General features: G+C 64.9%; 19 protein-coding genes. 10 read left to right on the top strand and 9 right to left on the bottom strand.

Features of this window, described 5'->3' with window-relative positions:
* A partial coding sequence (locus XH98_RS34580; protein ID WP_271621226.1) for a hypothetical protein occupies nucleotides 1-805 on the bottom strand: 805 nt, incomplete at its 3' end.
* A 277-nt stretch (nucleotides 806-1,082) separates the two neighbouring features.
* Here XH98_RS34580 and XH98_RS34575 point away from each other — a divergent pair.
* Nucleotides 1,083-2,333 (top strand): SAM-dependent methyltransferase, encoded by a 1,251-nt coding sequence (locus XH98_RS34575; protein ID WP_271603036.1) that lies wholly within the window; start codon nucleotides 1,083-1,085, stop codon nucleotides 2,331-2,333.
* A gap of 3 nt (nucleotides 2,334-2,336) precedes the next feature.
* Here XH98_RS34575 and XH98_RS34570 read toward each other — a convergent pair whose 3' ends face one another.
* Nucleotides 2,337-2,543, bottom strand: coding sequence for a transcriptional regulator (locus XH98_RS34570; RefSeq protein WP_271603037.1), 207 nt, complete (start codon nucleotides 2,541-2,543; stop codon nucleotides 2,337-2,339).
* A gap of 545 nt (nucleotides 2,544-3,088) precedes the next feature.
* On the opposite strand from XH98_RS34570, the gene XH98_RS34565 reads away from it, so the two are divergent.
* Both XH98_RS34565 and alr read left to right on the top strand, forming a co-directional pair.
* The gene (locus XH98_RS34565; protein ID WP_057757996.1) at nucleotides 3,089-4,600 is read left to right on the top strand and encodes a replicative DNA helicase; all 1,512 of its coding nucleotides are present in this window, start codon (nucleotides 3,089-3,091) and stop codon (nucleotides 4,598-4,600) included.
* Nucleotides 4,601-4,647: 47 nt separating this feature from the next.
* A complete protein-coding gene (gene alr, locus XH98_RS34560) occupies nucleotides 4,648-5,925 on the top strand; it encodes an alanine racemase (RefSeq protein WP_271621237.1) in 1,278 nt (425 codons plus the stop codon).
* Nucleotides 5,926-5,937: 12 nt separating this feature from the next.
* Here alr and XH98_RS34555 read toward each other — a convergent pair whose 3' ends face one another.
* Nucleotides 5,938-6,156: a cysteine rich repeat-containing protein gene (locus tag XH98_RS34555; protein ID WP_271603038.1), complete on the bottom strand. Its 219-nt coding sequence runs from the start codon at nucleotides 6,154-6,156 to the stop codon at nucleotides 5,938-5,940.
* Between the two features lie 40 nt (nucleotides 6,157-6,196).
* Between XH98_RS34555 and XH98_RS34550 the strand changes: the two genes are divergently transcribed.
* Nucleotides 6,197-6,967, top strand: coding sequence for an exodeoxyribonuclease III (locus XH98_RS34550; RefSeq protein ID WP_271621225.1), 771 nt, complete (start codon nucleotides 6,197-6,199; stop codon nucleotides 6,965-6,967).
* Nucleotides 6,968-7,086: 119 nt separating this feature from the next.
* On the opposite strand, the gene XH98_RS34545 is transcribed toward XH98_RS34550, so the two are convergent.
* Nucleotides 7,087-7,899 carry a DUF4886 domain-containing protein gene (locus XH98_RS34545; protein ID WP_333932794.1) on the bottom strand — a complete coding sequence of 271 codons (813 nt, stop codon included), beginning with the start codon at nucleotides 7,897-7,899 and terminating at the stop codon, nucleotides 7,087-7,089.
* 99 nt (nucleotides 7,900-7,998) lie between these two features.
* Nucleotides 7,999-8,367, bottom strand: a complete 369-nt coding sequence (locus XH98_RS34540; protein ID WP_237858372.1) for a GFA family protein — start codon at nucleotides 8,365-8,367, stop codon at nucleotides 7,999-8,001.
* 249 nt (nucleotides 8,368-8,616) lie between these two features.
* On the opposite strand from XH98_RS34540, the gene XH98_RS34535 reads away from it, so the two are divergent.
* The gene (locus tag XH98_RS34535) at nucleotides 8,617-9,342 is read left to right on the top strand and encodes a sulfite exporter TauE/SafE family protein (RefSeq protein ID WP_271603041.1); all 726 of its coding nucleotides are present in this window, start codon (nucleotides 8,617-8,619) and stop codon (nucleotides 9,340-9,342) included.
* A 121-nt stretch (nucleotides 9,343-9,463) separates the two neighbouring features.
* Here XH98_RS34535 and XH98_RS34530 read toward each other — a convergent pair whose 3' ends face one another.
* Both XH98_RS34530 and XH98_RS34525 read right to left on the bottom strand, forming a co-directional pair.
* Complete coding sequence (locus XH98_RS34530) at nucleotides 9,464-11,497, bottom strand: putative bifunctional diguanylate cyclase/phosphodiesterase (protein ID WP_271621223.1); 2,034 nt, start codon at nucleotides 11,495-11,497, stop codon at nucleotides 9,464-9,466.
* 4 nt (nucleotides 11,498-11,501) lie between these two features.
* A complete protein-coding gene (locus XH98_RS34525; RefSeq protein ID WP_271621222.1) occupies nucleotides 11,502-12,671 on the bottom strand; it encodes an ABC transporter substrate-binding protein in 1,170 nt (389 codons plus the stop codon).
* A 331-nt stretch (nucleotides 12,672-13,002) separates the two neighbouring features.
* On the opposite strand from XH98_RS34525, the gene radA reads away from it, so the two are divergent.
* The 5 genes from radA to XH98_RS34500 all read left to right on the top strand — a co-directional run bounded on the left by radA (nucleotide 13,003) and on the right by XH98_RS34500 (nucleotide 19,137).
* Nucleotides 13,003-14,451, top strand: coding sequence for a DNA repair protein RadA (radA, locus tag XH98_RS34520; RefSeq protein WP_271621221.1), 1,449 nt, complete (start codon nucleotides 13,003-13,005; stop codon nucleotides 14,449-14,451).
* A gap of 169 nt (nucleotides 14,452-14,620) precedes the next feature.
* The gene (locus XH98_RS34515; RefSeq protein ID WP_057758013.1) at nucleotides 14,621-15,250 is read left to right on the top strand and encodes a CvpA family protein; all 630 of its coding nucleotides are present in this window, start codon (nucleotides 14,621-14,623) and stop codon (nucleotides 15,248-15,250) included.
* Nucleotides 15,251-15,278: 28 nt separating this feature from the next.
* Nucleotides 15,279-16,790 carry an amidophosphoribosyltransferase gene (purF, locus tag XH98_RS34510; RefSeq protein WP_057758015.1) on the top strand — a complete coding sequence of 504 codons (1,512 nt, stop codon included), beginning with the start codon at nucleotides 15,279-15,281 and terminating at the stop codon, nucleotides 16,788-16,790.
* Between the two features lie 156 nt (nucleotides 16,791-16,946).
* Entirely contained in the window at nucleotides 16,947-17,687 is a 741-nt protein-coding gene (locus XH98_RS34505; RefSeq protein WP_271603045.1) for an SDR family NAD(P)-dependent oxidoreductase, read from the top strand.
* A 223-nt stretch (nucleotides 17,688-17,910) separates the two neighbouring features.
* Nucleotides 17,911-19,137, top strand: coding sequence for an ABC transporter substrate-binding protein (locus XH98_RS34500; protein WP_057758017.1), 1,227 nt, complete (start codon nucleotides 17,911-17,913; stop codon nucleotides 19,135-19,137).
* Between the two features lie 173 nt (nucleotides 19,138-19,310).
* Here XH98_RS34500 and der read toward each other — a convergent pair whose 3' ends face one another.
* Nucleotides 19,311-20,693: a ribosome biogenesis GTPase Der gene (gene der, locus XH98_RS34495; RefSeq protein WP_271621220.1), complete on the bottom strand. Its 1,383-nt coding sequence runs from the start codon at nucleotides 20,691-20,693 to the stop codon at nucleotides 19,311-19,313.
* 52 nt (nucleotides 20,694-20,745) lie between these two features.
* Nucleotides 20,746-21,306: a hypothetical protein gene (locus tag XH98_RS34490; protein ID WP_271621219.1), complete on the bottom strand. Its 561-nt coding sequence runs from the start codon at nucleotides 21,304-21,306 to the stop codon at nucleotides 20,746-20,748.
* Between the last annotated feature and the right edge of the window lie 47 nt (nucleotides 21,307-21,353).

Genomic DNA, 21,353 nt, shown 5'->3' with positions numbered 1-21,353 from the left:
CCGCTGGCGGAGCCGGTGTCACCTGCGGCACAGGATCGGGGCGCAACGCCGGCGTCTCGCTGGCGCTCGGCTCGACCTTGGCGCTCTCAGGCCTCGTCTCTGCCGGCTTCTCGGCGGGCTTGCCGCTGTCGGGCTTGGACTCGGTATCGACCTTGGCGCTCTCGCTCTTCGGCTCGGTCTTCGGTTCAGTTTTGGGTTCGGTCTTGGAATCGACCTTCGGCGCGGCGGTGTCTTCCGTCTCCGGCTTGGCGCGCTTGCTCATGCGCTTGCCCTTGCGGCCCTCGCGCGGTTGTTCGGCGGCGGCCTCGGGCTTCGCACCTTCCTTGGCACCTTCCTCGCTCGGCCGCGCCGCGCGCTTCTGGCGGCCCTCAGGCGCCGGGATAGAAGCGCCCTCGCCTTCCGGCTTGGCGGCTTCCTGGCGCTGCCGTCGGCCCTGATGCTCAGGCGACTGTCCAGGGGGCGTGTTGGCGTCCTTCTCCTTGGAGGCGTCCTTCTTGTCCTTGCCGCCGTCCTTGGATTGATAGCGGGCGTCGGTGGCACCGTTGGAGACGAGGTAGGAGGCCAGCACGCCGGCCATGTCGGGGCTGGTGGTGTAGTGTTGACGCAGGAAGCCCGGCAGCGAGCCCGGCGCCACCGTCTTCAACAGCCCCCGCGGGCTCTTGTGGCAGGCATTGCAAGTCTGCGCGAAGATCTGGGATGGGGCCTTGCCGGCCTCGAGGTTCGTCGCCTGCGCCAGAACGGCATCGGAGGCGCCGAAGCCAATCAGAAACAGCACCGTGGCGAGGCTGAGCGCTCGGCTCGACATTCCCATCATCTCCATTGAAATCCGACAGATACGGCCGGCCCCCCGGCGCGGCGGCGGTCACCTTTTAGCCGATTGCGCTGCGAATGGAAGCAGGCTGCGGGGCAAGGATGGGGTTAAGCGCCTTAGGAATATCTGCCGTGAACACAACGCAATGGCGGGACCCAAACGCCCTCCCCAGATTTAGATGCAAACGCATAGGAACCCGAGCGGGACCTGAGCGTCAGAATTGAAAGGCCGGGTTAGTCGCATCTCTTGTCCGCTCGAGAGGAAGGTGTGGATGGACCGCTTGTTGCGTAGCTTCCTGTCGCAATTCATTCGCCGGGGGTCGCTGACGGTGACCACGGCAAATGGATCGAAATTCACGGTCGGCGACGGCACGGGCGAGCCGATCGCCGTGCGCTTCGTGACATCAGACGCAGAGCGAAAGATCCTCATCAATCCCGAGCTCGGGCTTGGCGAGGCCTATATGAACGGCGAATTCGTCGTCGAGCGCGGCAACATCGCCGATGTCCTCGCCATCCTGCTCGATCAACCCGAACTGTTGCCTCACTGGGCAAAACCCTGGTGGCACCTGCGCTATCTCGCCCGACATATCAGACAGTTCAACGCGCGGGCGCGCTCGCGCCGCAATGTCGCGCATCATTACGATCTCGACGCGCGGCTTTATTCGCTCTTCCTGGACGCCGACAAGCAATATAGCTGCGCCTATTTCGAGACGCCGGACGCCACGCTCGACGACGCGCAGCTCGCCAAGAAGCGGCATGTCAGTGCAAAGCTGCTGGTCAAGCCCGGCCAGCGCGTGCTCGACATCGGATCGGGCTGGGGCGGGCTCGGCCTCTATCTGGCCGAGATCGCAGGCGCCGACGTGACCGGCGTGACGCTGTCGACGGAGCAGTTGCAGATTGCCAATACGCGCGCCGCCGAGAAGGGTCTGACGCATCAGGCGCGCTTCCTGCTTCAGGACTATCGCGACGTTCCGGGGCCATTCGACCGCATCGTGTCGGTCGGCATGTTCGAGCATGTCGGGGCGAGGTTCTACGACACTTATTTCCAGCGCTGCGCCGAGCTGCTCAGCGATGACGGCGTCATGTTGCTGCATTCGATCGGCCGCTCGCAGGGACCGGATTCGACCAATCCCTGGATCGCCAAATACATCTTCCCCGGCGGCTACATCCCCTCACTCTCGGAGGTGCTGCCCGCGATCGAGAACGCCGGGCTATTGGTCTGCGACATCGAGATCCTGCGGCTGCACTACGCCGAGACGCTGAAGGCCTGGCGGGAGCGCTTCATGGCGCGGCGCGAGGAAGCCGTGCAGCTTTACGACGAGCGCTTCGCGCTGATGTGGGAATTTTATCTCGCAGCCAGCGAGATGACCTTCCGCAAGCAGGGCATGATGAACTTCCAGATCCAGCTGACCAAGCGCCAGGGCGTGGTGCCGATGACCCGCGACTATATCGCCCACGAGGAAGCCCGGCTGCGCGCCCTGGAGGGCGGCGCCAAGCCGAAGTTGAGGCTCGCCGGTGAATAGGTTCTAGTGACGCAGGGTCGAGATCTGGGAGGCGCGGTAAGAGGCTGCCAACGCCAATTGCGCCCTCAGCTCGACGATGATCTCGGGTGCGACCGGCTGGCGCCGGATCTCCGGCCGCTCTGCGTGCTGCATGGCGGCGATCAGACCGGACAGCCACAGCCGGCTCCCTGTCTCGCTTCGCCAATCCTGGTGCTGCCGTTCTGGCGGCATCGCTTGCCTCGTTTCCCGTGAGGGGTTCGGGATAATCCCCGGCCCACCCGCTTGTTCCCTTCCTACCCCCGAAAGAATCCGGAGAGATGTGATCTGCTTCACATTCCCGAGGTCGGAGCTGGCCTAGACCATCGCCATGAGAAAGCAGACCCAAACCTCATTCGACGTCCAGCACGATCTCCGCACCGACTACGCCCTGATCGCCACTGGCGTCGGCGCGGCCCTGGTGGCGCTGGTTTATCTCCTGCTGGTCTGATCCCGCACCGGAAAACGCCCGCGCACCGCTTCACGCGCTTTCAAATAGGTCTGCACCTCAATTCATTAGGTTCACCCTATCCGGATTTTTCCGTGGCGTGGTCGCGGCCGCTTCCGGTCCGGCCTTGAGTTCCGTGGAAATCCGTCAAGCGCGGCGAATGAAGAGGCCGCCAATCATCCACCGCTTTTAAGATCGGTTGATAGTGACGAAGTTTTAGCTTCCGCTTTGGCCTGGAGCGGCGCTTTATCCCGGCCCCGCATCCGCCGCAGAAACTTGCTATCGCTCGACCATGGCCCTGACTGATTCGAACGTCCTCAAACTTGCGCCCGAGCCCGGAACGCCCGCCTATCGGAGCGCGCCGCACAATATCGAGGCGGAACAGAGCCTTCTGGGCGCGATCCTGGTCAACAACGACGCCTTCTACCGGGTCTCCGACTTCCTGGAGGCGAAGCATTTCTTCGAGCCGTTGCACCAGACCATTTTCGAGACCGCCGGCAGCCTGATTCGGATGGGTAAGATCGCCACGCCCGTCACGCTGAAGACGTTCCTGCCCGCGGACACCGACGTCGGCGGCATGACCATCGGCCAATATCTAGCGCGGCTTGCGGCCGAAGCGACCACGATCATCAACGCCCAGGATTATGGGCGCACGGTCTACGACCTTTCCTTGCGCCGCGACCTGATCGGCATCGGCGAGGACATGGTCAATGTCGCCTATGACGCCCCGGTCGACTTCCAGCCGCGAGCCCAGATCGAGGACGCCGAGCGAAAGCTCTACGAGCTTGCCGAGTCCGGCCGCTACGACGGCGGCTTCCAGAAATTCTCGCAGGCCCTCGCGGTCGCGGTCGACCTCGCGGCCAAGGCGTTCCAGCGCGACGGAAAGCTGTCCGGCATCTCGACGGGCATGCGCGACCTCGACACCAAGATGGGCGGCCTGCAACAGTCCGACCTCATCATCGTCGCGGGCCGTCCCGGCATGGGCAAGACCTCGCTGGCGACCAACATCGCCTACAACGTCGCCAAGGCCTACGTTCCGGAGCTCCAGGCCGACGGCACCACCAAGGCCGCCAATGGCGGCGTCATCGGATTCTTCTCCTGCGAAATGTCGGCCGACCAGCTCGCCACGCGTATCGTGGCCGAGCGCACCGGCGTTCCCTCCTCCCACATCCGCCGCGGCGGCATCTCGGAGGCGGATTTCGAGAAGATCCGGGAGGTCTCGATCGAGCTGCAATCGCTGCCGTTCTATGTCGACGCGACCGGTGGCCTGTCGATCGCGCAGCTGATGGCGCGCGCGCGCCGGCTGAAGCGGCAGAAGGGCCTCGACCTGCTCGTGATCGACTACATCCAGCTGCTGTCAGGCTCGAGCAAGCGCGCCAGCGACAGCCGCGTGCAGGAAATCACGGAGATCACGACCAGCCTGAAGGCACTCGCCAAGGAACTCAATGTTCCCGTCATCGCGCTGTCCCAGCTCTCACGCCAGGTCGAATCCCGCGACGACAAACGGCCGCAGCTCTCGGACTTGCGTGAATCCGGATCAATCGAACAGGACGCCGACGTCGTCCTGTTCGTGTACCGCGAGGAATATTACCTCGCGATGAAAGAGCCCCGCCCCGGCACGCCGGAACACGAGAAGTGGCAGCTCGACATGAGCCTTGCGCACGGAAAAGCCGAGGTCATCATCGGCAAGCAGCGCCACGGCCCGACCGGCACCGTCGATTTGGCGTTCGAAGCTTCGGTCACGAGGTTCGGCGATCTTGCACCGGACAGTCAGGTGCCCGCTCGCGGCGGCGACGACTACTGAGTTCCTTGAACCGGCCCGGCCTCTTCGCGTAAAACGACGCCATGACAATGGTGTCCGACCCGAACATGATCCCGCAATCCGGCCTTCTCTCCGCGGAGGCCAATCAGGCTGCCGCGCTCGCTGCCTATGGCGGCGTGCTCACCATCGACCTCGACGCCATCATCGCCAACTGGCGCAAGCTCGAGAAGACGGCGGTACCGGCCGAGTGCTCCGCGGTGATCAAGGCCGACGCCTATGGCTGCGGCACCGCGCAGGTGGCGCAGGCGCTCAACAAGGCCGGCTGCAAGACCTTCTTCGTCGCCACCATCGAGGAGGCCCGCACGGCGCGCGCAGCGGTGCCCGACGCCACCATCTACGTGCTCGGCGGCTATTTCCAGAACACCGGCGAGCATTACGCCAAGATCAACTGCCGTCCCGTCATCGGCGACCTCAACGAGCTTGCCGAATGGGACGTGTTCTGCCGCCGCACCGGCTGGTCCGGCGGCGCCGCCATCCATATCGACACCGGCATGAACCGGCTCGGGCTGACGCTGTCGGAGGCGCAGGCCATCATCCCCCGCATCAATGCCGGCGATCACGGCATCACGCTGGTGATGAGCCATCTGGTCTCGGCCGAGCAGCTCAACAATACGATCAACGCAAAACAGCTCGCGGCCTTCCGCACCATCGCCAGCGAATTCTCCGGCGTGCCGGCGGCGCTCGCCAATTCCTCCGGCATCTTCCTCGGCGCGCCGTTCCAGTTCGACCTGGTGCGGCCGGGCGCCGCGCTCTACGGCGTCAATCCGACACCGGAGGCCGACAATCCGATGCAGCCGGTCGTCGACCTCAAGGCGCGCATCGTGCAGACCCGCTCGATCGAGCGCGGTGAGACCGTCGGCTATGGCGGCACCTGGTCGGCACGGCGGCCGACGAAACTCGCGATCATCGCGGTCGGCTATGCCGACGGCTATTTCCGCGCCGCCAGCTCCAATGACGGCACGCGCGGCGCGGAGGTGATCGTCGCCGGCAAGCGCTGCCCGGTCGCGGGGCGCATCTCGATGGACCTGATCGCGATCGACATCACCGATCTGCCGCCGAACGCAGCGCGCCGCGGCCATATGGTGACGCTGATCGGAGAGGGCATCACCGTCGACGAGCTCGCCCATCATTTCGGCACGATCGGCTATGAGGTGCTGACCAGCCTCGGCCGTCGCTACGCCCGCGTTTACAAGGGCGGCAATGTGGTCGAGCCGCTGGTGAAGCCGGAGCCCGCGAAGGCGGCCGAGCAGCCGCCCTCCCCGCCGCCGCTCGCGCAGCCGGCAAGCCCGCCGCCACTGCCGAGCTGAGGCGTCAGCCGCTTACTTCTTCTTCCTGCTGTCCAGTGCGGCCTTGCAAGTCGTGCTGAGCTGATCGCGCTTGCCATTGAGGCAGGCCACGATGCCGCCGCCGGGCGCGATGCCGGCGCAGAATTTGTCGTAGTCCGCCTTGCATGCGCCGCGCGTATCAGCCGATTGTGCTGAACTGGCCCCGGAGAGTGCGACGACGAATGCGATGGCGGCAAAGCTCAACTTGGACATTGTATCTCCGGTGACGGAATTCAGGAGCCGGTAGCTCTACATGAAGATTGCGACATTCAACATCAACAACATCAATCGCCGCCTGCCCAATCTGCTCGCATGGATGCGCGCGGCAAAGCCCGATGTCGTCGCGCTTCAGGAATTGAAGGCAAGTGATGGCGAATTTCCGGCGGAAGCGATCGAAAAAGCCGGCTACGGCGCAGTTTGGCGTGGACAAAAGACCTGGAACGGCGTCGCCATCCTCGCCCGCAACGCCGAGCCCGTGCTGACGCGCGACCGCCTGCCGGGACGGCCTGATGATCACGAGGCGCGCTACATCGAGGCTGCCGTGCGCGGCATCATCGTCACCAGCATCTACCTGCCGAACGGCAATCCGCAGCCGGGCCCGAAATTCGACTACAAGCTCGACTGGTTCGCGCGGCTGAGGCGCCACGCCAAGACCTTCCTCAAGCAGGATCTGCCGGTGGTGCTCGCCGGCGACTACAATGTCGCGCCCACCGAGATCGACATCTATCCGACGCGCTCATGGGACAAGGATGCGCTGGTCCAGCCGAAGAGCCGCGCGGCCTTCGCCTCGCTGGTCGAACAGGGCTGGTGCGATGCGATCCGCGCGCTGCATGGGGAGGAGCGCATCTACACCTTCTGGGACTACAAGCGGAACCGCTGGCCGCGCGATGCGGGCCTACGGCTCGATCATCTGCTGCTGAGCCCTGCCCTCGTCCCCCGCCTGGCCAGGGCCGGCGTCGACAAGAAGGTTCGCGGCGAAGAAGGTGCGAGCGATCACGCGCCGGCGTGGATGGTGCTGAAATAGCGAGGATCCCGTAGGGTGGGCAAAGCGAAGCGTGCCCACCAAAATTCGCTTACGGAGATAGGCCGTGGGCACGGCGCAAGCGCGCCTTTGCCCACCCTACGATTGATCGCCCAGTCCGGTCACCGCCCGTAATACTCCTGCACCGTGTCCCACGCCGCCGTCTGCAGCAGCTGCACAGTCTCTGGATCGATCCCCATCGTGTAGGAATTCCCAACCGGCGAACGTCCCGTCAGCGCGGCGAGCGTGACGCAGGCGGCGAGATAGGTGCCGGCCGGGCTCGGATGCCGCCGGTCCGGCGCATAGAGGTTGAGCTCCGGCTGCAGCTTGCGCACGCGCGCGAAAGCGAGGCCCGCAGGAATGACCAGCGCATCATTGGCATTGCCGGCGGTGGTATAGGCCTCGGCCAGCCCGTCCGTCATCTCAGGCTTGTCGAGATAGGCCCAGGACATGAACAGCACCGGCCGCATGCCATGGGCGCGGACGATCTCGCTGTCCTTCTTGGCGAAGGTGGTGAAGGCGTCCTTCAGCTGCGGATGGATCGGGCACTGGCTGCAATCCATCATCACGACCGTGTCGTACTGCTTGCCAGGCTTGTTGAAGACGACATTGTTGTCGTCGTCGAAGGAATAGGCGCCGAGGCCGCCCGGCCGCAGCAGATTGTCCATGTCGTGCCAATCGAGGCCGGAGCCGCCGATCGTGACCATGGTGTTGCGATAGGCCATCTTGTCGGTATCGATGGCCCGCTCCATGAGGGAGAGGCGCCCCGGCATACCGTTGTTGTAATAGAAAAAGCTGTTGCCGACGAACAGCGTGGCCTTGGGAAAGTTCGGCCCGAGCGTCGTGACGTTCGGCTTGGTCTGCGCTTGCGCATTGAAGCCGGCCGCAACGGCCAGACACATGGCGACCATCACTTGCGCAAAAAGGCGCATGATCGACTCCTCCCTTTACTATCGGCCCGGAATCAAATCAGCTTTCCCAGCCGGCCTCAAGGGGATGCGCATGCAGGCAGATATGCGTGAGGCGCCGCCTGCTCACCACAGATTCTTGCCGTCGATCATATTGACCGGCACCGCCTCCAGGTCGAAATCGTCGAACAGGCGTGCGTTCACCGCGACCTTGGGATTGTCGAAATCCGGCTTGCCGGTCGACCAGTCCGGCGACTCCGAATAGGTGCCGCAGCCGCAATTCGCGCAGTAATGATGCTTGACGGTGCGGCTCCCCCATAGATAGGTCGCAACGTTGTCGGGAGGCGACAGCAGGCGAAACTGCGCCGGTGTGTAATAGGCCCACAGCGCACCGCGCTTGGCGCAGAGCGAGCAGGTGCAGCGCGTCACGCTCGCAGGCGCCTCCGTCACCTCGAACACCGTCTCACCGCAATGACAGCTTGCCTCGACCGGCATGATCCGCTCCCGTTTTGTCAGGAGGTGGTCATAGCCCGCCCCTGCTGCCAACATGCTGTCAGCAGCGCGCCACCCAACAAGATCATGAAAACAACCCCATGCACAGTAGCCGGGCCTGCCGGATCAATGTCTTACTGTTATTCCGAAATTAAATTTGACTTGTCGGGCAAAACACTGGCAGAATGTCACCATGGACGAACTCCCCGTGCGCCGCGATCGGGAATCCGTCAATGTCCCGGAGCTCCGCCCTTGGCCTTCCTCTTCGTCCTCAGCGTCGGCCTGATCGCAGGCACCATTTCCGGCATCGTCGGCACGGGTTCGTCGATCATGCTGATGCCGGTGCTGGTCTACGCCTATGGGCCGAAGGAAGCCGTGCCGATCATGGCGGTTGCTTCCGTCATGGCGAACTTTTCGCGGATTCTGGCGTGGTGGCGCGAGGTCGATTGGCGGGCCTGCGTGGCCTATTCGGTCACGGGCATTCCGGCCGCGATGCTGGGCGCGCGGACGCTGCTCGCCCTGCCCTCGCACGCCGTCGACCTCGCCATCGGCATCTTCCTGATCGCGATGGTTCCGGTGCGGCACTGGCTGGCACGGCACGACCTCAAGGCCAATCTCTGGCACCTCTGCGTCGGCGGCGCGATCATCGGCTATCTCACAGGCATCGTGGTCTCGACCGGTCCGCTCAGCGTGCCCCTGTTCCTGTTCTACGGTCTCTCCAAAGGCGCATTTCTCGCGACCGAAGCCGCCTCCTCGCTCGGGCTCTATTTCGCCAAATCGGTCACGTTCGAGCGCTTCGGCGCGTTGACGCAGGAGGTCTTCATCAAGGGCCTGATCGCAGGTTCCTCGCTGATGGCAGGCGCCTTCGTCGCCAAGCGCTTCGTGCTGCACCTCAAGCCGGAAATGTTTCGCCTGGTGATGGATGCGATCATGATCGCAGCCGGGCTTTCGATGCTCTGGAATGCGACGCGGCCGTAAAGCGCGATGAGATTGTCATCGCGCTTTAGCTCTTTGTGAGAGCATAATCTCCGCGCAAACGCGTTCCGCTGATGTCGCGAGGGAAAGCCGCTTCACACTTTTCCGGATCATGCTCCAGCGCTCAAACCGCGAACTCGGGCGCGATCGACGGGCTGTCCGCCAGCACGCGACCTTCGACGCCGCGTTCTGCTAGCTGGCGCAGCACCGCATCGAGCGGCTGCGGCTTGTGGAACAGAAAGCCCTGGCCGAGCCTCACGCCCATCTCGCGCATGGCCTGCACCTGCTCGGCCCGCTCGATGCCTTCCGCAACCAAGGTGAGCCCCAGCGTGCCCGCGAGCGAGGCGATGACGCCGACGATGGCCTTGTCCTCGGCGCTTGCAGGGATTTCGTGGATGAACGCCTTGTCGATCTTGACCTTGTCGAGTGGAAAGCGCCTGAGATGCGCAAGCGAGCTGTAGCCCGTGCCGAAATCGTCGAGTGCGATGGTGGCGCCGAGGCGCCGCAGCCGGCGCAACGTGTCGGATGCGCTGGCAATGTTGTTGATCAGCGACCCCTCGGTGATCTCGAGCTCGAGCAACGAGGGCGCAACACCGAACCGCTCGCAAGTCTCTCGCAAGCAGGCGGCGAGCGAATGGTCGGCAAGCTCGGACGGCGGCAAATTGATCGCGATCCGTATCTGCGGCGTGCCGGCAGCCGCAAGGCGTTGCAGCGCGCGGCAGGCGTCGGTCAGCACGTAGCGCGTCAGACGGGCATTGTTGCCGCTACGCTCGATCAGCGGCAGAAATTCACCGGGGTTGATCACGCCGTGCTCCCGGTGACGCCAGCGAATGAGCGCTTCCAGGCCGATGACGTCCTGGGTCTCGAGGTCGACCTGGCTCTGATACCAGACCTCGAACTGTCCCTCGGAGAAGCCGGAGGGAATGGCAAGCTCCAGCTCCCTGCGGCGGCGATAATCGTGTTGAAGCGCTTCATCCAGCACCGCGACAGTGCCGGGCGCCTTGCTCTTGGCGTGGTAGAGAGCGATGTCGGCGAGCGCCGGCAAGTGCGACAATTCGGGATCGCCGGCATGGCGCACGGCCAAGCCGATGCTGGCGCGCGGCACGACCTGCTTGTCATGCAGCATGATCGGCGCGGAGATCGCCTCCAGCAATTGCCGCGCGAAAGCCTGTGCGGCCGCCTCGTTGCTGACTTCAGGGCGAATGACCACGAACTCGTCGCCGCCGAGCCGCGCCACCCAATCCTCCAGCTCGACCGTGCCACGAAGCCGCTCGGAGATGTGGATCAGGAACTTGTCGCCGGCATCGTGACCAAAGGTGTCGTTGATGCCCTTGAAGTCGTCGAGATCGATGAAGCTGAAAGCGATCAGCGCATCCGGCGAGCCGGCATCCCTGCTCAAGGTCGCCAGACGCTCGGATAGCGAGCGACGGTTGGGCAGCCCCGTGAGCGGATCGTGATCGGCCATATGGCCGAGCCGGTCGAGCGCGCTGGATGTCGTGTGCTGCATCGCGTTGAAGGCAATCGCGAGCTGGCCGAATTCGTTGGATGATTTGACGTCGGCCGGATAAGCGCGGCCGTCCTGCTTGCTGCGCTGGATCGCCGACATCATCGCAGCCAGAGGCTTGCCGATGAAGATGTTGGCGGAGATCCGCATCGCGATCACGGTCGCAAGCGTTCCGAGCAGTCCGACGACGAGAAGCAGCCCCAGCCTGCTGCCGGCGCCCATATAGAGGCTCGCGTAGGAATAGGCGATCGCGATGCGACCGGCCTGAACGGCCATGTTGCCGTTGCTGTAGTTGATCGGCCGCGAGACTTCCGTGAGCGCCTGTACCACGGGCCGCGCCACCACGCGGGCGACCACGACGCCGGTGTCATCGTAGACCGCGGCAGCGGCGATGGTCTCGTCGTGCATGATCTCGTTGAGCACGCCCGTGACCTGGTCGTAGCGCATCTTCCACAGCGGCTCGGCGATCAGCTCGGCGCGGCTCTCGGCGACGCGGGCAATGCGGGCATCGAGTTGCCTGATCTGCACCCAGAAGCTCGAGACCTCGACGCCGGCCGAAGCGAGCAGCTGCACCAGCAGCAGCACGGGCACGGTCGCCCAGATCATCGCGCGAACGACCGAGCGCGATGGTGCGGGCTTGTTCGAACTGTTCATCCGGTCAGCGCCCCGCATCATTCACCGGCGCCGCTGGCGGCGATATCGAGGAGATCAGAGCCTCCACGGAGAAATCGTATTGGCCGCAACGTCCTGCCTTGGCCCTGAACTGCGCAAAGTCGATCCGGTCGAAGGCGCGCGTGGCGATCAGCGTCGCGACGGAGGTGAGATTGTCGCGCGTGATCGCCGACGTCTTGACCTCGACATGCGGCGAATTGGCCGCGAAGTCGCAACCGTCGGCAAAGTCGCGCAGCAGCACGATCGACCAGCCGCCAAGCAGGAAGTGGCCGCCATCGGTCAGCAGCAGGCGGCCAGCCTTGATTGCGCGCAGCGCGTCCTCCGACCAGTTGAGGCCGACCACCTGAATTTGTTCGCCCGGCGTAATGCCGGCGGCCGCGACCGCCTTGAGCGCGCCCAGCGCCATCGGGTCGTTGCCGGCCCAGATCCCTGCTGGACGAATGCCCTTGCGCTGCGCCCAGCCGAGATAATTCGCAGCGGCCTGCTCCGCCTCCGACTGCGTCCAGTTGGCGAACAGCATCCGATCCAGCACCACGTCGGGCGCGGCCGCGACCGCGAGTTGCAGGCCAGCATTGCGGGCGATCGACGCCGGCGTGATCTCGTCGCCGCCGATCGCGAGCAGATGGATCTTGCCGTCGGGGCTCTGCCATTTTTCGTTGCGGGCCGCGCCGATCAGTGCGTTGGCCATCCGCGCGCCCGCGGTCGTCAGATCGGTCGTGATATCGCCGAGCCAATTCTTGAGAATCTGGCGCGGCGGTCCAAGACGTTTCGCATCCTCGCCGATCAACGAGTTCGACAGCAACAGAGTCTTGATGCCCGCGGCTTCGGCGGCCTCCAGGATCGGAACGGCGGCAGACTCTTCGTTCGAGAGAATGAGGAAGTCGGGCTTATCGGCGCGCGCGACCACGCCGAGGCCGAGCTCCTGCATGGTGCGGTAATTGCGCTCGCTGGTCAGCACCTCGACCTTGGCGTTAAGCTTGCGGCCGGCGGCCTGCATGGTCTGCGCGACCATGTCCCAATAGATCTCGCCGATCTTGCCGGGGCTTACGAAGACGATGTTGAGCGGTGTGGCATCGGCCGCAACAGCGTAGCCGCCGGGCGCAAGAACACCGCAGGCGATGCTCATAGCGAGCCACATACGCAAGATTATCGTCATTCGTTCCGCCACCCCGTCTTGGTTCCGACGCTGGACCCGCGTCCGCTAACATTTGGCAAAGTCCGGCGTGACGCGGCGGCGTAGAGCTAACAAAGGGTGTATCGGATGCGCGGAATTGGGCTCAAGCGCGATGGGATTGGGTTGAATCGTCATCGCGCTTTAGCTCTTTGTTTGAGCATGATCTCCGCGCAAACGCGTTTCCGCTGATGTCGCGAGGGAAAACCGCTTCACACTTTTCCGGATCATGCTCTATTGGAATCGCTCACGGACGCCCGCGCTTCCCACCGTTCCGTGCTATCAGCGCATTGGTAACCTCCGACTCACCATACCCATGGCCAAGAACACGCTTTCCTTCGTCTGCCAGAACTGCGGCGCGGCCTATAACCGCTGGCAGGGCAAGTGCGAGTCCTGCGGCGAGTGGAATACGCTGGCCGAGGAAGATACCAGCGGCAGCGTGCCGGTCTCGATCCGCTCCAAGCGCAAGGGCCGAACCTTTGCGCTGGAGAGCCTGGCCGGCAAAAGCCCGGATGCTCCGCGCATGTCCTCTGGGCTGACCGAGCTCGACCGCGTCACCGGCGGCGGCTTCGTCCGCGGCTCGGTGCTGCTGGTCGGCGGCGATCCCGGCATCGGCAAATCGACGCTGCTGACGCAGGCGACCAGCATGATGGCGCGCGCTGGCCACCGCATCGTCTACATCTCCGGCGAAGAAGCCATCGCCCAGGTGCGACTGCGCGCCGAGCGGCTCGGGCTGTCGGATGCACCGGTGCAGCTTGCGGCCGAGACCTCGGTGGAAGATATCGTCTCGACACTGTCCGAAGGCACGGTGCCGCGGCTGATCGTGATCGACTCGATCCAGACCATGTGGACCGACACGGTGGAATCCGCCCCCGGTACGGTCACGCAAGTGCGCGCGTCGGCGCAGGCGCTCATTCGCTTTGCCAAGAAAACGGGCGCTGCCATCATCCTGGTCGGCCACGTCACCAAGGACGGCCAGATCGCCGGCCCCCGCGTGGTCGAGCACATGGTCGATGCCGTGATGTCGTTCGAGGGCGAAGGTTCGCAGCAATTCCGCATCCTGCGCGCGGTCAAGAACCGCTTCGGCCCAACCGACGAGATCGGCGTGTTCGAGATGACGGGCCTTGGCCTGCGCGAGGTCACCAACCCCTCCGAGCTGTTCCTGTCCGAGCGCGATCTCGGCACGCCCGGCACCGCAGTCTTTGCGGGCATCGAGGGCACGCGGCCCGTCCTGGTCGAATTGCAGGCACTGGTGGCGCCGACCTCGCTCGGTACCCCACGCCGTGCCGTGGTCGGCTGGGACCAGAGCCGGCTCTCGATGGTGCTGGCGGTGCTGGAGGCCCATTGCGGGGTCAAGCTGTCCGGCCACGACGTCTATCTGAACGTCGCGGGCGGCCTGCGCATCCACGAGCCGGCAGCCGATATGGCCGCCGCGGCGGCGCTGGTGTCGTCGCTGGTTAATGCGCAGTTACCCAGCGATGCCGTTTATTTCGGCGAGATTTCGCTCTCCGGCGTGATCCGCCCGGTGGCGCAGACCCCTGCCAGGCTCAAGGAAGCGGCCAAGCTCGGCTTCAAGCGCGCGGTGCTGCCCGAATCGGCCCGCGGGGGCGAAGCGAGCGGTGACGCCGGATTGACCCTGAACGCGGTCAACAGCCTCACGACCCTGGTTGCAGAGATCGCCGCCAAGGGCTCCCGCCGCGGCGACTCGGCCCCGCCTGCGGAGAAAAATGCCACACCGGCAAGATTCCGCCGCGGAGACGGTTAGCTGGAGGTGACGCCAAGCGCCCCCGCCGCTATACAGCCGTCACAAAAGCAGCATGGGATTGCGTGGTTGCGGCCTTGCCGGGAACGTCGTCTGGCCTTCAGTTAGGGGCGGCGGCCAAACACCGATTCGCTGAGCACCCTTTGAGCGTACGAGCGGACCAGACCAGCCGATGCCAGTTACACTCCTCGACCTGATCCTGCTCGGCGTGATGCTGATCTCGGGCCTGCTCGCCATGGTCCGCGGCTTCATGCGCGAAATCCTCTCGATCGCGGCCTGGGGCACCGCGGCGATCGTGACGCTGTACTCGTTTTCCAAGCTGCTGCCGACGGCCAAGACCTATTTCAACAACGACACCGTCGCGAGCGTGGTCGTGGTCGCCGGCGTGTTCGTCGGTACCCTGGTCGTGGTCTCCGTCATCACGGTCCGGATCTCCGACATGATCCTGGATTCGCGCATCGGCGCGCTGGACCGCACGCTCGGCTTCCTGTTTGGCCTGGCTCGCGGGCTTTTGATCGTCGTGGTCGCCTTCCTGTTCTTCACCTGGCTGGTGCCGGACAAGCAGCGCCCGGACTGGGTCTCAGGGGCCAAGTCCCGCGTGGTGCTCCAGGGAACCGGGGATTGGCTGATGGCCCTCTTGCCTGACGACCCCGAGAACACCATCTTGAAGAGATTCAAGAAAAACAAACCAGATGATGATCAAGCTGATACCGAGCAGCAGCCTTCGGGCAGTGGCGACGGCTACAGCAAACCGGCTCGTGACAGCCTGAAAAAGCTGATCGAGAAACCTGCGGCGCGTTGATTGCCCTTAACAGAGAGGCGCGGACGAGATGCGACACCCTGACCAGGACGCCCACACTGAACGCGATCCCGGCTCCGCCGCGCTAGAGCTTCAGGACGACCTGGACGGAGACACAGTTCGCGAGGAATGCGGCGTCTTCGGCATCTACGGACATCCTGAAGCCGCCGCCATCACGGCGCTCGGACTTCACGCCCTCCAGCACCGCGGCCAGGAAGCGGCCGGCATCGTCTCCTACGACGGCAGCCGTTTCCACAGTGAACGGCGCCTCGGTCTCGTCGGCGACACCTTCTCCCGCCGCGAGGTGATCGACCGCCTCCCCGGCACCGTGGCGGTCGGCCACGTCCGCTATGCCACCACCGGCGCCACCATCCTGCGCAACGTGCAGCCGCTGTTCGCCGAACTCAATGCGGGCGGGCTCGCGGTCGCTCACAACGGCAATCTCTCCAACGGCCTGACGCTGCGCCGCGAACTCGTCAGAAGCGGCGCCATGATGCAGTCGACCTCCGACACCGAGGTGATCCTGCATCTGGTGGCGCGCTCCAGGCGCGCCCGCTTCATCGAGCGCTATATCGATGCGCTGCGCGAGATCGAAGGCGCCTATGCGCTGGTCTCGCTCACCAACAAGAAGCTGGTCGGCGCGCGCGATCCGCGTGGCATCCGCCCGCTGGTGCTGGGTGAGCTCGACGGCTGCCCGATCCTGACGTCCGAGACCTGCGCGCTCGACATCATCGGCGCGCGCTTCGTGCGCGACATCGAGCCCGGCGAAGTCATCGTGTTCGACGAGAACGGGCAGGACATTCACAAGCCGTTCCCGCCGATGGCGCCGCGTCCCTGCATCTTCGAATACATCTACTTCTCGCGTCCTGACTCCGTCGTCCACGGCCGCTCGGTCTACGAGGTGCGCAAGGCCTTTGGCGCCCAGCTCGCGCGCGAGAGCCATGTGCCTGTCGACGTCGTGGTCCCGGTGCCGGATTCCGGCGTGCCCGCGGCGGTCGGCTACAGCCAGCATTCCGGCGTACCGTTCGAGCTCGGCATCATCCGCAACCACTATGTCGGCCGCACCTTCATCCAGCCGACGCAGGCGATCCGCGAATCCGGCGTGCGCATGAAGCACTCGGCCAACCGCGCCGCGATCGAAGGCAAGCGCATCATCCTGATCGACGACTCCCTGGTGCGCGGCACCACGTCGAAGAAGATCGTGCGCATGATGCGCGATGCCGGCGCCAAGGAAGTGCACTTCCGCCTCGCCTCGCCTCCGATCCTCTACCCTGATTATTACGGCATCGACCTGCCCGACCGCGGCGGCCTCCTGGCCGCGACGCATTCGCTGGAGGAGATGCGCGAGCTGATCGGCGCGGACTCGCTCGCCTTCCTGTCGATCGACGGCATGTACCGCGCCATGGGCGAGCCCGGCCGCGACCCCGCCAATCCAAAGTTTGCGGATCACTGCTTCACCGGCGTCTATCCGACCCACCTCACCGACCAGACCCAGACCGAGCCGCAACCGCGGCAGCTGTCGCTGCTGGCGGAGGCGAGCTGACGGCGTAGCCGTCATCCCGGGGCGATCCGCAGGATCGAACCCGGGATCTCGACATTGTTTGGCAACCTCTGGATTCCGGGTTCGATGCTTCGCATCGCCCCGGAATGACAGCGCCGCGGGCTTGTGCCGACCGCCCACCTCTGCAATACCGCCGCCATGACCAAACCCCTCGCCAACCGCATCGCTCTCGTCACCGGCGCCTCGCGCGGCATCGGTTTTGCCACGGCGCTCGCGCTGGCCAAGGCCGGCGCGCATATCGTGGCCACTGCGCGCACGCAAGGCGGGCTCGAGGAGCTCGATGACGAGATCCGCAAAATCGGCGGCAGCGCCACGCTGGTGCCGCTCAACCTGACCGATTCCGACGGCATCGCGCGGCTCGGCGCGGGACTGCACGAGCGCTATGGCAAGCTCGATATCCTCGTCGGCAATGCCGGCGTGCTCGGCCCCTCCTCGCCGATCGGGCATATCGAGCTGAAGACGTTCAACGACGTCATGGCCGTCAACGTCTCCGCGAACTTCCAGCTGATCCGCTGCATGGAGCCGCTGCTGAAGCAGTCCAATGCGGGGCGCGCCGTGTTCATCACCTCGGGCGCCGCCAACAAGGCGACCGCCTATGTCAGCCCCTACGCCGCCTCCAAGGCCGCGCTGGAGACGCTGGCGCGCGCCTGGGCGCAGGAGACCGCGAACACCGCAATCCGGGTCAATCTGTTCAACCCCGGCCCGATCCGCACCCGCATGCGCGCCACCCTGATGCCGGGCGAGGATCCCGCAACGCTCGACACGCCCGAGCAGGTCGCCGAATTCATCGTTCCGATGTGCGCGCCTGATTGGACCGAGACCGGCAAGTTCTATGACTACAAGACGCGCAGCCTGATGAGTTTCCGCGCGCCGGCCTGACCGACGCATGGTCGGTCCACCCCGCGGCCGCGCGACGGATGGATGAAATTTAGGTCAGTGCCAGGGTGCCCGAGTTAACCGACCGCCCTGACCGCTACGATTAGCGCATTGCCGCAAGCACCGAGACACGCTATCGGGAACAACACGATCATTACCGATCGCGCCGACGGTCAAAAGCCCCATCAAAGAGGGCTGTCCCGGCATACCATTTGGAGGGAATACAATGAGGAATTTGCGCGCGTGGCGCTACGCCGCGCTGTTGACCTGTGCCGGCCTCGGCTTTGCGACGTCGGCGTCCGCCCAGGACAAGACCATTAAGATCGGCGTGCTCAACGACATGTCGAGCCTCTACGCCGACATCGGCGGCCCGAACTCGGTCGCAGCCGTGAAAATGGCAGTCGAGGATTCCGGCCTGAAGGCCAAGGGCTGGACCATCGAGGTCCTCTCCGGCGACCACCAGAACAAGCCCGATATCGGCGTCAACATCGCGCGGCAATGGATCGACGCCGAGAAGGTCGACGCCATCGCCGACACGCCGAGCTCGGGCGTTGCGCTCGCGGTGAACAACCTCGTCAAGGAAAGGAACTCGGTGCTGCTCAATTCGGGTGCGGCGACCGCAGACCTCACCGGCAAGGCCTGCACGCCCAACACCATCTCCTTCACCTATGACACCTACATGCTCGCCAACGGCACCGGCAAGGCGCTGACCAAGGCGGGCGGTGACAGCTGGTTCTTCCTGACCGCGGACTATGCGTTCGGCCATGCGCTGGAGCGCGACACCGGCTCCGTCGTGACGGCCACGGGCGGCAAGGTGCTGGGTGGCGTCAAGCACCCGCTGAACACGGCGGACTTCTCCTCCTTCCTGCTCCAGGCCCAGTCGTCGAAGGCAAAGATCATCGGCCTTGCCAATGCGGGCGGCGATACCACCAATGCGATCAAGCAGGCCGCCGAGTTCGGTATTGTCTCCGGCGGCCAGAAGCTCGCGGCGCTGCTGCTGTTCATCAACGACGTGCATTCGCTGGGCCTGAAGACCGCCCAGGGCCTGACCTTCACCGAATCCTTCTACTGGGATCTCAACGACCAGACCCGCGAATGGTCCAAGCGCTTCCAGAAGGTTTCGCCGAAGGGCTCGATGCCCTCGATGACGGTCGCAGGTCTCTATGCCGAGATCCTGCATTACCTGAAGGCGATGGAGGCACTCGGCGGCAATCCGCATGACGGCGCCAAGGTCGTCGCCAAGATGAAGGAGCTGCCCACGGACGATCCGCTGTTCGGCAAGGGCCCGCTGCGCGCCGACGGCCGTCGCCTGATCCCGGCCTATCTGTTCGAGGTGAAGAAGCCGGAGGAATCGAAAGGACCGTGGGATTATTACAAGCTGATCGCCACCATTGCGCCTGAGGATGCGGCCAAGCCGCTCGAAGCCAGCGACTGCCCGCTGGTGAAGAAATAAGTTCGTAGGGTGGGTTAGCAGGCGGCTGCGCAACGCGCAGTCCGCTGGCGTAACCCACCTCTTCTGTCTCCGCGGAAATGAAAGAGGTGGGTTACGCCGCGCGGTTTGCGCTTCGCGCCATCCGCGCGGCTAACCCACCCTACGGCACTTCATTTCGGAAACTGCCGAGCCACTCACGACGGCCGCTTGCGCTTGTGGGCGAACGGATTGGCCTTTTCGCGCAGGGTGATGCGCACCGGCGTGCCCGGCAGGTCGAAGGCCTCGCGCATCGAGTTGATGAGATAGCGCAGATAAGATTGCGGCACCGCATCCGCGCGCGAGCAGAACAGGACGAAGCTCGGCGGACGCGCCTTGGTCTGGGTGATGTAGTTCAGCTTCAGCCGACGGCCCGACACGGCGGGCGGCGGATTGGCCTGGATCGCCTGCTCGAACCAGCGATTAAGCGCGGAGGTCGGCACACGTTTGTTCCAGAGCGCATAGGCGTCCTGGATCGCCTGCATCAGGCGATCAATGCCCTCGCCCATCAGGCCGGAGACGGCCACGATCGGCACGCCCTTGAGCTGCGGCAGCCAATGATCGGCATCGCGGCGCAGACCGGAGATGGCGCCGCCGCCCTTGGTCTCCATCAGGTCCCATTTGTTGACAGCAAGCACGACCGCGCGGCCCTCGCGCTCGATCAGGTCGGCGATGCGCAGATCCTGCTCCTCGAAGCGATTCTGCGAATCCATCATCATCACGACGACTTCGGCAAAGCGCACCGCACGCAGCGCATCTGCGACCGAGAGCTTCTCCAGCTTCTCCTCGATGCGCGAGCGCCGGCGAAGGCCTGCGGTGTCGAACACCCTGAACTCGCGGCCCTTCCAGTTGATCTCGACTGCGATGGAATCGCGGGTGGTGCCGGCCTCCGGGCTCGTCAACAGACGCTCCTCGCCGAGCAGATGGTTGATCAGCGTCGACTTGCCGGCATTGGGACGGCCGACAATGGCCACCCGGATCGGGCGCGTCGCAGCCTCTTCCTCCGAGATCGGCTCGTCGTCCTCGGCCTCATCCTCGCTGGCAGGCTCCGGCATCAGCTTGGCGAGCGCGTCGTAGAGCTCGCCCATGCCTTCGCCATGCTCGGCGGAAATCTGGATGGGATCGCCGAGGCCAAGCGCGAAGGCTTCCATCGCACCGGCATCGCCATGCCTGCCTTCGCTCTTGTTGGCGACCAGCAGCACCGGCTTGTTGGCCTTGCGGGCGAAATCGGCGAAGGCGCGGTCGCTGGGCGTGAGGCCGATGCGGGCATCGATCACGAAGAACAGCGCATCGGCCTGCGCGATTGCGGTCTCGGTCTGCTCCTGCATGCGCGCCGTCAGCGAGCCCTTGGCGCCCTCGTCGAGACCGGCGGTGTCGATGATGGTGAATTCGAGATCGCCGAGCCTGGCCTCACCCTCGCGGCGGTCGCGGGTGACGCCGGGCAGATCATCGACGAGCGCGAGCTTCTGTCCGACCAGGCGGTTGAACAGCGTCGATTTGCCGACATTGGGCCGGCCGATGATGGCGATTGTAAAGGACATCGATCATTCGTGCGCCGCGGAGGCTGCGCCTGTCAATTCAGGGAAACAAATATCAGCGCGAGAAAGCGCCGCTGGGCAGCGGAGCCGGGAACGCTCCCTGCGTCTGCTGTTGCTGGGTGGTCTGCTGCGCCGGTGGCGCCGGCTGCTGGGCGGATTGCTGGTCCGGCGGCGGCGCGGTGGTGCGCTTGCGGACGATCTTGTGCTTGGGCGCCGGAGCAGCGGGCGCCGGCGCAGCATCGGGCTGGACCTCGCCGTCGACCTCGCCGGCCGGCGCAGCAGCGCTGGGGGCCGACTGCCTGGTCTTCTTGCCCTTGGCGGACTTCGCCGATTTCGGTGCCTCGGCGGGCGCCGGCTCAGCCGGCAGCGCCGCGACGGCCGGCGCATTCGGGTCCTGCTGCTGCTGCGCTCCCTTGTACATCTCCTTCGGCACGCCCTGCTCGAGGCCAGGCACGCCCTCGGGGAAAACAGGCTTGCGCTCGCCCGGCAGCTTCTTCTTCGTATCGAGGAAGTCCATCAGGTCGCTCGGATCGAATCCGCCGCTGGAGCAGCCGCCCAGGAGGCCCGTGAAGGCGATCAGGACGGCGACTGCAATCAAACGTGGCGTGCGGCGCATATCGATATCTCGTCTAAGCTCTCAGGACCGTCAGCTCGGCTGTTCTC

This window comes from Bradyrhizobium sp. CCBAU 51745 (assembly GCF_028128715.1).
Taxonomy (GTDB): Bacteria; Pseudomonadota; Alphaproteobacteria; order Rhizobiales; family Xanthobacteraceae; genus Bradyrhizobium; species Bradyrhizobium manausense.
The sequence above is the reverse complement of the archived record's forward strand: the minus strand, read 5'-3'. Positions and strand labels throughout refer to the sequence as shown.

Excerpts from the sequence above, each read along its gene's own strand:
- XH98_RS34575 (WP_271603036.1), top strand. The coding sequence starts at position 1,083 with ATGGACCGCTTGTTGCGTAGCTTCCTGTCGCAATTCATTCGCCGGGGG.
- XH98_RS34570 (WP_271603037.1), bottom strand. The coding sequence starts at position 2,543 with ATGCCGCCAGAACGGCAGCACCAGGATTGGCGAAGCGAGACAGGGAGC.
- XH98_RS34565 (WP_057757996.1), top strand. The coding sequence starts at position 3,089 with ATGGCCCTGACTGATTCGAACGTCCTCAAACTTGCGCCCGAGCCCGGA.
- alr (WP_271621237.1), top strand. The coding sequence starts at position 4,648 with ATGGTGTCCGACCCGAACATGATCCCGCAATCCGGCCTTCTCTCCGCG.
- XH98_RS34555 (WP_271603038.1), bottom strand. The coding sequence starts at position 6,156 with ATGTCCAAGTTGAGCTTTGCCGCCATCGCATTCGTCGTCGCACTCTCC.
- XH98_RS34550 (WP_271621225.1), top strand. The coding sequence starts at position 6,197 with ATGAAGATTGCGACATTCAACATCAACAACATCAATCGCCGCCTGCCC.
- XH98_RS34540 (WP_237858372.1), bottom strand. The coding sequence starts at position 8,367 with ATGCCGGTCGAGGCAAGCTGTCATTGCGGTGAGACGGTGTTCGAGGTG.
- XH98_RS34530 (WP_271621223.1), bottom strand. The coding sequence starts at position 11,497 with ATGAACAGTTCGAACAAGCCCGCACCATCGCGCTCGGTCGTTCGCGCG.
- XH98_RS34525 (WP_271621222.1), bottom strand. The coding sequence starts at position 12,671 with ATGACGATAATCTTGCGTATGTGGCTCGCTATGAGCATCGCCTGCGGT.
- radA (WP_271621221.1), top strand. The coding sequence starts at position 13,003 with ATGGCCAAGAACACGCTTTCCTTCGTCTGCCAGAACTGCGGCGCGGCC.
- XH98_RS34515 (WP_057758013.1), top strand. The coding sequence starts at position 14,621 with ATGCCAGTTACACTCCTCGACCTGATCCTGCTCGGCGTGATGCTGATC.
- purF (WP_057758015.1), top strand. The coding sequence starts at position 15,279 with ATGCGACACCCTGACCAGGACGCCCACACTGAACGCGATCCCGGCTCC.
- XH98_RS34505 (WP_271603045.1), top strand. The coding sequence starts at position 16,947 with ATGACCAAACCCCTCGCCAACCGCATCGCTCTCGTCACCGGCGCCTCG.
- XH98_RS34500 (WP_057758017.1), top strand. The coding sequence starts at position 17,911 with ATGAGGAATTTGCGCGCGTGGCGCTACGCCGCGCTGTTGACCTGTGCC.
- der (WP_271621220.1), bottom strand. The coding sequence starts at position 20,693 with ATGTCCTTTACAATCGCCATCATCGGCCGGCCCAATGTCGGCAAATCG.
- XH98_RS34490 (WP_271621219.1), bottom strand. The coding sequence starts at position 21,306 with ATGCGCCGCACGCCACGTTTGATTGCAGTCGCCGTCCTGATCGCCTTC.